The sequence below is a fragment of the Acuticoccus kalidii genome, from assembly GCF_021556395.1.
In the GTDB taxonomy this organism is placed as follows: domain Bacteria; phylum Pseudomonadota; class Alphaproteobacteria; order Rhizobiales; family Amorphaceae; genus Acuticoccus; species Acuticoccus kalidii.
On record NZ_JAKGCS010000033.1, the window covers coordinates 24417 to 35849 of the forward strand.

An 11433-nucleotide genomic window follows, 5' to 3' on the forward strand; every position below is an offset into this window, starting at 1 on the left:
GTCGCGTCAAGCCGAATTCTGTCACACGTCAGCATTCGCGCGCCCATTGCCGGTGTCGGCGAAGCGGTGCGCGATATCGGGGGCGGGGAGGGGGCCGCTCGCATTCTGGCCGTTGGCGTCGAGCCAGGTCTCCGACAGGGGGCGGAGGACGAGATAAAGGGTCGAGAAGGCCTTGTAGGCCTCGTCCGCCGGCCAGTCGGCGGGAAGGGCGGTCGACGACAGATGCGGATCGCGCAGTGCGATCCGGCGGAAGGCGTGGACGAGCATCACGCGGATCGCGAGCGCCTCGAGGGGGCCGGCATCGTGTGCGTGCCGCGAAAGGCCTTCGCTCGCCCGGATGAAGGCGTGATAGCGCGCCGCGATATCGTCGAGCGGATAGACCGCGCGGGCGAGGGCGTCGTCGTCGCCGGCGGCGTGGAGATGGATGGCGTTGGCGGGTTGCGCGGCGCCGTCGGTCCGGCGTGGGCGGACGAAGAGGCCCGGCGAAGCGCTTTCATAGCCGGCCTCGATGAGCGCCTTGCGGTCCGGCCGGTGCGGGGGGAGGGCGACGACGAGATCCCAACCCGGCGCCGCATGGGGCGCGCGCGTGCGGTAGATCACGGTCTCGGCCTCGTGCGAGACGGCGATCGCCGGCTCGGACAGGGCATAATGGCTCGTCCGCCCGACACGTTTGCGGCGCAGAAACCCGTCCCGCGCAAGGCGGCTCATCGCGGTGCGCGTCGACCCCGGCTCGACGTCGAGCGCGGCGAGCAGGTCGGTCAAGGTCCCGAGCCAGAGTTCGCCGCCGCGCGGCATGACACAATCCCCATAGATTGTGACAATTAAGGACCAGGTGCGCACGGGCGAATGGTCCAGCGAGTCGACGAATCGTGTAAGAACCTCTTGCATTGAAATATAACGTGATATCCGAGCGTTGAGGACAAGGGACCCCATTAAGGTGGCCACAGGAGTGATCCTGTAGACTTATCGGTTACAGTACGACTCGGAGAAGGGTGGTGTGATCGTAACGTGCGGCGAAGCCCTCGTGGACCTGATGCCGGAGACCGTGGGCGGAGAGACGCTTTATCGCCCGGTTCTCGGCGGTTCGCTTTATAATGTGGCCCTCGGCATAGCGCGTCTCGGCGGCCGAGCGGGCTATCTATGGGAATTGTCGAACGACAGTCTCGGCACCGATTTTTTGCAAGCCTTGCGGAAGGACGGCGTGTGCGTCACCGCCATTCGCCGCACGGATCGGGCGACTCCGGTGGCGGTGGTCGACCTTTCGGGCGCCGAGCCGCGTTACAATATTGCCGACCCGGACCGCGTCATGAACGAGATGGTGCCGCCTGCGATCCCGGCGGAGGCGACGTGCCTCGTGATCGGCTCGGCGGTGCTCGCACGCGAGCCGGTGGCCACGGAAATCGAGGCGCTTGCGGGACAGGCGCCGCTCGTCGCGATGGACTATAACGTCCGTCCGCCATCCATCCACGACCTCGCGGCGTATAAGGCGCGGTTGGTTCGCCTGTCCGAAAAAGCGGGGATTGCCAAAGCGAGCGTTGCCGATCTCGAGATTCTCGGCGAAGAGGATCCGACAGCTTTCATGCGCGCGCTGGTCGCATCCGGTACGGGTCTTGCCGTGTTGACGGCGGGCAAGGACGGGGCGAGCGCGTTCACGGCCGCGGGTGAGGCGCATGTCGCGAGCCGGGTCGACGCCATGGTCGATGCTGTCGGGGCGGGGGACGCGTTCATGTGCGGTCTACTTACGATGTTGCAGACTTGGGGATCTTTGTCCTACGACGCGCTCCGCTCTCTCGGTGAGGATAGGCTTCGAGCGCTTCTCGACTATGCTCAGAGTGTCGCGGCGGTGACATGTCGATCCAAAGGCGCCGTAATGCCCCGTGCGGCTGAGCTTTGGACTGGTGATGACGTCGCGATCGCGGCAGACGGTGCGGTGGCGTAGTTTGGAGGTGTTCTTGCAGCGCAGAAGGCAATCCCATATGCGTCTACGGCCTTGCGCTGGCCTCCCCCTGACCGGGCAGCGCTGGGGACCGGCACCATGTCGCCTACGCGGGCGCATGAAGCCTTCGTCAAGTCTTGTCGGTCGGACTAGAGGATCGTGTGTATGACCGTGTCCGTCTCGAAGGTCGCGCTTGTTGGCTCGGCCTGCCGTCTCCCGTCGGCACATGGTCTCGATGCCTTTTGGGATGTTCTGATCAACGGCCGCTGCACCATTACCGAGCTCGACGAGTCGCGCTTCGGGACCGAGCAGCACCGCCACCCTGATCGCAACCGGCCCGGCCGCGCCGTCACCTTCGCCGCGGGGCAGCTCGAACGGCCGTTCGCGTTCGACACGTTCTATTTCGGCATCTCGCCGCGCGAGGCGACGGCGATGGATCCGCAACAGCGTATCCTCCTCGAAGTCGCTGTCGAGGCGCTGGAGAATGCCGGCATCCCGGCCGATTCGCTCGCGGGCGAAGAGGTCGGCGTCTATGTCGGCGCGTCCTCGCTCGACTATGGCACGCACGCCCAGATCGACACGGCGGCGATCGAGCCCCAGTCGATGACCGGCAACACGCTGTCCATTATCGCGAATCGCCTGTCCTACATCTTCGACCTGCGCGGCCCGTCCTACGTCGTCGACACCGCGTGTTCCTCCTCGCTGATCGCCCTGCATCAGGCGATCGAGGATATCCGCTCCGGCCGGATCGACACCGCGATCGTCGGTGGTGTGTCGATGCTCCTCCATCCGGTGCCCTTTATCGGCTTCTCCCGTGCCTCGATGCTGTCGGCCAACGGCCGCTGCCGCGCGTTTGACGCCGGCGCGGACGGCTATGTCCGCTCCGAGGGTGCGGTCGCGATGGTGCTGCGCGCCGAGCATGTCGCGCGCGAGAACAAGGATCCGATTCGCGCGCGCTTTGTCGGCTCTGGCATCAATGCCGACGGCCGCACCACGGGCCTCTCGCTCCCCTCGATGGACGCGCAGGCCGCACTGCTGCGCAAAGTCTACGAAAAGGGTGAGATCGACCCCAACGCGCTCGCCTTCGTCGAGGCGCACGGCACGGGAACCCGCGTCGGCGACCCGATCGAGTCGGAAGCGATCGGCCGCGTGCTCGGCGTCAGCCGCAACGATCCGCTGCTGATCGGCTCGGTGAAGACCAATTTCGGCCACCTCGAGCCCGCCTCCGGCCTCGTCGGCGTTCTGAAGTCACAGCTCGCCCTCGCGAACGATACGCTGCCGGCGTCCCTCTTCTTCGACACGCCGAATCCCGACATTCGCTTCAAGGAGCTGAACCTCGAAGTCGCGGGCGAATCGCGTGCGCTCGGCAAGAGCGACGGCCTGCGCCTTGTCGGCGTGAACTCCTTCGGCTTCGGCGGTGCGAACGCCCACGTCGTCCTCGCCGACGGCGATCCCGTCGCCGCGCAGCCGGCTGCGCCCGCCCGCAGCACGCCGCTCGTGATCAGCGCAGCGTCGAAACCGGCGCTCCAGGCGCTCGCCGGCCTCAGCGCCGACGCGCTGGACGCTTCGGGCGATGCCGGCCGCTACGCGAACGCCGCCGCGCACCGCCGTCAGCGGCTCGCCCACCGCGCCGTCATCGCCGCCGGCCCCGCCGCCGAGATGAGCGCCGCGCTGAAGGCGGTCGAGACCGGCAAAGAGCACCCGCTCGCCGTCATCGGCGAAGCGGCTGTCGCCACGCAGAAGCCGGTCTTCTGCTATTCCGGCAACGGCTCGCAGTGGGCCGGCATGGGTCGCACCGCCTACCAGAACGAGACCGATTTCCGCCTTTCCTTCGACCGCACCGACCGGCTCTTCATGTCGGTCGCCGGCTGGTCGCTCGTCACGATGCTCTTCTCCGAGGATCTCGAGACCGAGATCGAGCGGACGGAGATCGCGCAGCCGCTCCTTTTCGCCCTCCAGGTCGCGATGACCGAGGCGCTCGCGCGGCAGGGGCTGACCCCCTCGCTCGTCGTCGGCCATTCGGTCGGCGAGGTGGCGGCGGCCTGGGCCTGCGGCGCGCTCTCTCTGTCCGATGCGGTGAAGGTGATTCACGCCCGCTCCACCCATCAGGAGGTGACGCGGCATCTCGGCGGCATGGCGGCGCTCCTGCTGCCCGCCAAGGAGGCGCAGGAGGCGATCGCCCCCTATCAGGGCCTCGAGCTCGCCGCGATCAATTCCAGCCGTTCGGTGACCATCTCCGGCCCGACCGACACGCTCGCCGATTTCGCGAAAGCCGCGCGGCAGAAGCGCTGGGCGGTCAAGCGCCTCGATCTCGACTATCCGTTCCACTGCGCGCTCGTGGAGCCGATCCGCGATCCGCTGCTCCATTCGCTGGAATCGATCACGCCGCGGACGGCCGAGATCCCGATGATCTCCACCGTCACGGGCGCGCTCGTCGACGGCAGCGAGCTCGACGGCGAATATTGGTGGAAGAATGTTCGCCAGCCGGTGCATTTCGCGGACGCGATCATCGCCACTCTGGCCGATCATCGGCTTTTCGTGGAGATCGGCCCGCGCCCGGTGCTCCTCACCTACATCAACGACGCCTCGCGCGGCTCGGACGTCAAGGCGATCGCGCTCTGCTCGTTCCGCCAGAACGATACGAGCACCGATCCGGTCGGCAACGTGGTGCGCAGCGCGCTCGCCAACGGGTCGATCGTCGACGACGTCCAGATGTTCGGCCCCAAGGTCGTCGGCCCGGATCTCCTGCCGGTCTATCCCTGGCAGCACGAGGATTTCCGCACCCAGGTGACGGTGGAGCGGGTCTGCCTCGATTCGCGCTACGAGCATCCCCTTCTCGGCCGTCGCTATCTCCTCGACGATCACGAGTGGCGCATTTCGATCGACCACAAGCGGCTGCCCTTCCTCGCCGACCACAAGGTCGAGGCGGCGGTGGTGTTCCCGGCGGCCGGCTTCTCGGAAATGCTGCTCGCCGTCGGACGGATCGTGTCGCCCGGCCACCCGGTCGAAGTGCGCGATCTCGACATTTTCGCCCCTCTCGTCCTCGACAATGAGACCGAGCGTGAGGTGCGCACCCGCGAAGTGTCGCCGAACACCTACATGATCGAGAGCCGTCCGCGTCTGTCGGAGGATGGCTGGACGCCGCACGTGAAGGCGACCGTCGGCCGCGCGCCGGCCGCGCCCGAAAATCCCGAGCCGTTCGTGCGGCCCGAAGGTGCGACGACCGTCCCCGCCGCGCGTCTCTACGAGATGACGACGGCGTTCGGTCTGCCCTACGGCCCGGTCTTCCGCCGTGCCAATCTCGTCACGCTGATCGACGAGGAGCGGGCGCATGTCCGCCTCGCCGCGGCCGATCCGGCGACGGCGCGCTATGACTTCGCGCTCGACCCGACGCTGTTCGACTCGACCTTCCACGCCCTTTTCGCCTTCCTCGCGGGGCGGATGATCGGGTCCGACATGGCGGTCCTTCCGATTCGCCTCGGGCGCATCGTGCTCGCCGAAGGCGCCCGCGCGCCGGTCGAGGCGGATATCACGGTGCGCATGCCGACCGACGGCATCGTCGAGGCCGATTTCGTCATGCGCGACGCGCAGGGCGACATGGTCGCGACGGCGAGCGCGGTGCGCTTCCAGGCCGTTCCGCTCGGTCGCAATGCGGGCGCGGAGACGATCATCGCCGCGCCGCTCCTGAAGCGCATCACCCGCGCCAACGAGCCGGCGACGGTCGAGGCGCGTCTGCCGAAGGATCTCGTCGCCGACGGCGGTGTCGAGCCGTCCGAGACGGCGCTTCTCATCGAGGCCGGCGTCCAGGCCGCCGCCGCCGAAGCGCTGCGGCCGCTCCTCGGCGAGCCCGCCCGCCTCTCCGATCTCGCCGCCAGCGGGACCGTTGCCGCGAACGCGCTCCCCCTCGTCGCGCGCTTCCTGATGGCGCTCGAAGCCTCGGGCAATGCGAGCGAATCCGAGGAGGGTTGGACCGTCCATGGCGACGAGATCGAAATCTCGGACGTCGTGTCGCTCCTCATCGCAGAGCACCCGGAGCGCCTCGCCGAGGCGGCGTTCCTGTCGGCGCTGCCCGGCTGGCTCTCCACCGCCTTCCACGACGGACTGCCCGCATTCGAGCGCCCGCTCGCCGACGCGCTGATGCAGCAACTCGTCAATGACGGGCCGTTCGCCGCGCCGATCTTCGCCGCGCTCGTCGAGACCGCGCGCGCGACGCTCGATGCGGATGGTGGCTCGCCGGTGCGCCTTTGCGTCCTCGGCGCCGGCAACATCTCGTTCCTGCGCAAGCTCTCCGAACTCGTCGATCCCGCGCTCACCCGCATCGTGATCAGCGACCGCGACGAGGTGGTGCTCGAACGCGCCCGGCTTCTCTGGGAGAAGACCGTCGGCGTCGAAGTGACGCCGTTCGCCGATCTCGGCGACACGGGCCATCCGTTCGATGCGATCGTCTTGCCGCCGACCCTCGGCGCGCACGACCTCAAGGCGCTCGCCTCACTGACGAAGCCCGGCGGCGCGTTGATCGCCGGCGCCTTTGCGCCGTCGCTATTCGCGGACGCTGTCGGCGGCCTTCAGGGCGATTGGTGGGCCGGATCGTCCGACGCGGAGAGCCCGGTCGGGCGTCTCATCGGCTCTGACGAATGGCCGACGGTGCTCGCAGAGGCCGGCTTCGAGGCGAACGAGATCGGCGCGCTCGCCGCGGCGGACACGGACGCGCTCATCGTGACCGCCCGCCGGATGGCCGGCGAGCCCAGCGAAGCGACCTTCCAGCTCCCGCACCTTCACGCGGTGGGCGACGCGGCGCGCAAGATGTGCGTCGCGCTCAGTGCCATGCAGACCGAGCGGCCCGACGTTCACGAGCTGACCGTCGTCGGTGATGGCCCGATCCTGCTCGCGATCGACGAGCACGATCCGGCCAAGATCGCCGACCATCTCGCCGCGCTCGGCACCTTCCTCGCCGCGCTCGGCGAAGAGACGCGGTCGGTGACGATCGTCACCTTCGGTGCGCAGGTCGAGGGCGCGAACGAGATCCGGCCGACGGCGGCGGCCCTTTCGGCCTTCTGCCGCGTCGCGCTCAACGAGTTCCCGCATCTCGACATGCGCCTCGTCGACGTCGCCGACAGCTTCGACGCCAGCGAGGCGGCGGTGCGCGTCTTCGCCGAGCTCGCGGAGCCGAACGCCGAGCGGGAGATCGTCCTGTCTAGCGATCATCGCGCCGCGATGCGCTATGTCCCGGCGATCCCGGCCGAGTCGCACTCGGGCGATGCGACGGTGCTCGCCATTCCGCGCCGCGGCTCGATCGACCATCTCGAATGGCAAAGCCGCGCCAATCCCGCGCTGCAGCCCGGCGAGGTGCGGATGCGCGTCGAGGCGACCGGCCTCAACTTCCGCGACGTGATGTGGACCCTCGGCCTGCTGCCGCACGAGGCGCTGCAGGACGGCTTTGCCGGCCCGACGCTCGGCATGGAGTGCTCCGGCGTCATCGAAGCGGTCGGCGAGGGTGTCACCGATCTCGTGGTCGGCGATCCGGTCATCGCGTTCGCCCCGGCCTGTTTCGCCTCCCACGTCACCGTGCGCTCCGAGGCCGTCGCCAAGCGGCCGGCCCTCCTCGACGCCCCGTCGGCGGCGACGATCCCCGTCGCCTTCCTCACCGCCTATTATGCGCTGGTCTCGCTCGGCGGGGTCGAAGAGGGCGAAACCGTCCTCATCCATGGCGGCGCGGGCGGTGTCGGTCTTGCCGCGCTCCAGATCGCCAAATGGCGTGGCGCGCGCGTCTTCGCGACCGCGGGGACGACCGAGAAGCGGGCACTCCTCGAACAGCTCGGCGCCGACGAGGTCTTCGATTCCCGCTCGCTCACCTTCGCCGACGAGGCCCTGAAGGCGACCGGCGGGGAGGGGGTCGACGTCGTCCTCAACTCGCTCGCGGGCGAGGCGATGGAGCGTTCGATCGCGACCCTGAAGCCGTTCGGCCGCTTCCTGGAGCTCGGCAAGCGCGACTTCTACGCCGACACGAAACTCGGCCTGCGTCCCTTCCGCCAGAATCTCAGTTATTTCGGCATCGACGCGGACCAGCTCATGAAGCACCGCGCGAAGCTCGCCAAGCGGCTGCTGACGGAGATCATCGGCCTCTTCGAGACCGGCGATCTGACGCCGCTGCCGTATCGCCGCTTCGCGCCCGAAGGCATCCGCGACGCCTTCCGTCTGATGCAGCATGCCGGGCATATCGGTAAGATCGTGGTGACGGCGCCCGAGCCGATCCCCGACACCGCCGAGGAGCCGGTCGCCGCGATCGACCCCGACAAGGCCTATCTCCTGGTTGGCGGCACGTCCGGCTTCGCCTTCGCGACGGCCGAGTGGCTGATCGGGGAAGGCGCGCGCCATCTGGTCCTCGCGAGCCGTTCCGGCGTGAAGGACGAGGCGATCGCCGAATCGATCGAGGCGCATCGCAAGGCGGGCGTCGAGATCGACGTCGCGGCGCTCGACGTCACCGACAAGGCGGCGGTGTCCGCCCTCGTCGGTGAGATCAACGGCAAGCGTCCGCTCGGCGGCGTCTTCCACATGGCTATGGTGCTCGACGACGCGCTCATCACCTCGCTCGATGCCGGCCGCTACAAGACCGTGCTCGATCCGAAGATCGCCGGCGTCATCGCCCTCGAAGCGGCGACCGCGGACATTCCGCTCGACCTCTTCGTGGTCTACTCCTCGATCACGGTTCAGCTCGGCAATCCGGGCCAGGCGAACTATGTCGCCGCGAACGCCTTCCTCGAGGCGATCGCCCGCCGCCGCCGCGCCGAGGGCAAGCCCGCCCTCGCCGTCGCCTGGGGCGCGATCGCCGACCGCGGCGTCCTCGCGCGCGACATGCAGACCAACGAGCTCCTGCAGCGCAAGCTCGGCCGCCACGCGGTGACCGCCGCCGAGGCGCTCGCCAAGCTGAAGCGCCTCATCGAGACCGGGGCGATGACCTCCGGCCCGGCGATGCGGATGGTCGGCAAGGTCGACTGGATGGCCGCGCGCAAGGATCTCATCCTCGCCGCCACGCCGACCTTCGAGGACCTCGCCGACGATCTCGGCGACAATGCCGACGATGCAGGGTCGATCGACCTCGCCAAGCGCCTCAAGGGGCTCACCGACGCGGAAGCGATGACGGAAGTCACCAAGCTCCTCGCCGGCGAAATCTCGCGCATCCTGAAGCTTCCCGCCTCCGAGGTCGACGTGCACAAGCCGCTGACCGCGCTCGGCATGGATTCGCTGATGGGTGTCGAGCTGCGCATGGCGGCGGAACAACGGCTCGGGATCGACATTCCCCTCATGTCGCTCGCCGCCGGCGCGACGCTCAGCGACCTTGCCCGCAAGGTCGTGCAACGCGGTCGTGGCGGCGCCGACGAGGTCCAGCCCGACGAGGCGGCCGAGGCGCTCATTTCTCGCCATCTCGGCTCGGATGGGCCCGACGTCAACGAGCTCGGCGAACTCGAATCCGCCGTCCGCGAAAAGACCGCGGGCATGAGGACGATTATATGAAGAAGCGTGGTTTCGGTGCCCTCAAGGACGTCGCGAAGGATCAGCTCCTCGCGGCCGCGCGGGCATCGCGCAAAGCCGGCCTCGAACGTCGCTTCGACCGGATCGTGCCGCACGAGGCCGAGCGGCGGACCCATTCGACGGCGTTCGATTTCGGCACCCTCGACGAGGTGCGTGAGCTGAAAATTCAGCGCGTGGCGGCGGACCTTCTCAAGATCGAGAACCCGTTCTTCCGCCCGCACGAGACCCGCGCCGCCGCCCATACGGTCATCGCCGGCCGGGAGATGATCAACTTCTCCTCCTACGACTATTGCGGTCTCAATGGCGATCCGCGCGTCGTTTCCGCTGCGATGAAGGCGATGGAGACGTTCGGCACCTCCGTCTCGGCGAGCCGCGTCGTCTCCGGCGAGCGCCCGTTCCACCGGGAGCTCGAGCAGGAGATCGCGCAGTTTCTCGGCGTCGAGGATGCCGTCGCGATGGTCTCCGGCCATGCGACGAACGTGACGACGATCGGCCAGCTTCTCGGCCCCAAGGATCTCGTCCTCACCGACGCGTTCATTCACAATTCGATCGTCGAGGGCGTGCGGCTCGCGGGCGCGACGCGCCTCACCTTCCGCCACAACGATCTCGACCATCTCGAAGAGCTGCTCACCGCCAACCGGCACAGCTTCAACCGCGTTCTGATCGCGGTCGAGGGGCTCTATTCGATGGACGGCGACGCGCCGCCGCTCGGCCGCCTCGTCCGCCTCAAAAATCGGCACGATGCATGGCTGCTCGTCGATGAGGCGCATGCGCTGGGCGTTCTCGGCCAGACCGGCCGCGGCCTTGCCGAGCGCGATGGTGTCGACCCGAACGCGGTCGAGATCTGGATGGGCACGCTGTCGAAGACGCTGTGCTCGTGCGGCGGCTTCATCGCGGGCTCGGCGGCGCTCGTCGAATATCTGAAGGCGACGGCGCCCGGTTTCGTCTTCTCCGTCGGCATGCCGCCTGCGACCGCGGCCGCCGCCCTCGAGGCGCTGCGGATCCTGGAAGCGGAACCGGAGCGGGTGACGCGCCTCACCGAGAACGGTCAGCGCTTCCTCGCCGCCGCGAAGGCCGCCGGGCTCGACACCGGGACCAGCGAAGGCCTCGCGGTGACCCCGATCATCATCGGCGACAGCATCCTCGCGGCGGTCGTCTCCCACCGTCTCGCCGAGCGCGGGGTGAACGTTCAGCCGATCATCTACCCCGCAGTTCCCGAGAAGGCGGCCCGGCTGCGCTTCTTCATCAACTCGACGCATTCCAACGAGGACATCGACCAGGCGGTCGCCATCACCGCCGAATGCCTCGACAAGACGTTGAGCGACGGGGCAGGGCTCAAGCAGCTCGCCGACAGCCTCGGCCGCTGAGCGCGGGCCCCGGCGGCCCGCCGAACGCGGGCCCGGCGGGGCCGGTGACACGATCGAGGCAAACCGTCATTCGCCGACGGCCTTTTCCGTGATCGCCGCGAAGATCGTGTCGAGGTCCGAGGCGGCCCGCGCGAGCGTTTCGCCGCCCGTCGCTTCATAGGGCGCGAACACGGCGCTGGGGCGCTTGTATGCGAGCGTCGCCGTGCCGTCCGGCTCTTCCATGATCATGAAACGGATCGGCGCCTCGATCATCGCCGCGGGCGCGGCGCGGATGATCGTCACGGCGAAGTCGTTGCGGAAGACGCCGAGAACCCTGTTACCGGGGATCGTCTCGCCGCGCTGGGCGGCCGCCTCGGTCGGTCCCGCTTCCGTGACGAGCCCCATTTTCTCCGAGGCGATCGCCGATTTGAGGTCGGACAGCAGCGCGGCGGAATTCTTGCCGGTCATGTGGACGGACCAGCCGTCGGGATGGCCGAGCGTCGATTGCGCGGCCGCCGCGGCGGAGGCCGGTGCGAGGGCGATCAGCAGAATGATCAGCGTGCGCATGGGAGGCTCCTGTGCGAGTGCCTCCCGAAGCTATCGCCGACCGCGCCGCCCGGT

Annotated in this window: 5 protein-coding genes; 3 read left to right on the plus strand and 2 right to left on the minus strand. The window is 68.4% G+C overall.

All coding sequences use genetic code 11. From position 1 onward, the window contains the following. Window positions 1-21: 21 nt before the first annotated feature. Window positions 22-933 carry a PaaX family transcriptional regulator gene (locus tag L1787_RS18630; protein WP_369415114.1) on the minus strand — a complete coding sequence of 304 codons (912 nt, stop codon included), beginning with the start codon at window positions 931-933 and terminating at the stop codon, window positions 22-24. 64 nt (window positions 934-997) lie between these two features. Here L1787_RS18630 and L1787_RS18635 point away from each other — a divergent pair, with 64 nt between their 5' ends. The 3 genes from L1787_RS18635 (at window position 998) to L1787_RS18645 (ending at window position 10833) form a co-directional block, all read left to right on the plus strand. After that, entirely contained in the window at window positions 998-1939 is a 942-nt protein-coding gene (locus tag L1787_RS18635) for a PfkB family carbohydrate kinase (RefSeq protein WP_235710616.1), read from the plus strand. 162 nt (window positions 1940-2101) lie between these two features. Then, complete coding sequence (locus L1787_RS18640; RefSeq protein WP_235710617.1) at window positions 2102-9448, plus strand: type I polyketide synthase; 7347 nt, start codon at window positions 2102-2104, stop codon at window positions 9446-9448. Then, a complete protein-coding gene (locus L1787_RS18645) occupies window positions 9445-10833 on the plus strand; it encodes an aminotransferase class I/II-fold pyridoxal phosphate-dependent enzyme (protein ID WP_235710618.1) in 1389 nt (462 codons plus the stop codon). The genes L1787_RS18640 and L1787_RS18645 overlap by 4 nt, the downstream gene beginning before the upstream one ends. 66 nt (window positions 10834-10899) lie before the next feature. On the opposite strand, the gene L1787_RS18650 is transcribed toward L1787_RS18645, so the two are convergent. Further along, window positions 10900-11379: a DUF302 domain-containing protein gene (locus L1787_RS18650; RefSeq protein ID WP_235710619.1), complete on the minus strand. Its 480-nt coding sequence runs from the start codon at window positions 11377-11379 to the stop codon at window positions 10900-10902. Between the last annotated feature and the right edge of the window lie 54 nt (window positions 11380-11433).

What these genes read in the sequence shown, in the direction of transcription:
- L1787_RS18630 (WP_369415114.1), bottom strand. Translation starts at nt 933, where the DNA reads ATGGGGTCCCTTGTCCTCAACGCTCGGATATCACGTTATATTTCAATG.
- L1787_RS18640 (WP_235710617.1), top strand. Translation starts at nt 2,102, where the DNA reads ATGACCGTGTCCGTCTCGAAGGTCGCGCTTGTTGGCTCGGCCTGCCGT.
- L1787_RS18645 (WP_235710618.1), top strand. Translation starts at nt 9,445, where the DNA reads ATGAAGAAGCGTGGTTTCGGTGCCCTCAAGGACGTCGCGAAGGATCAG.
- L1787_RS18650 (WP_235710619.1), bottom strand. Translation starts at nt 11,379, where the DNA reads ATGCGCACGCTGATCATTCTGCTGATCGCCCTCGCACCGGCCTCCGCC.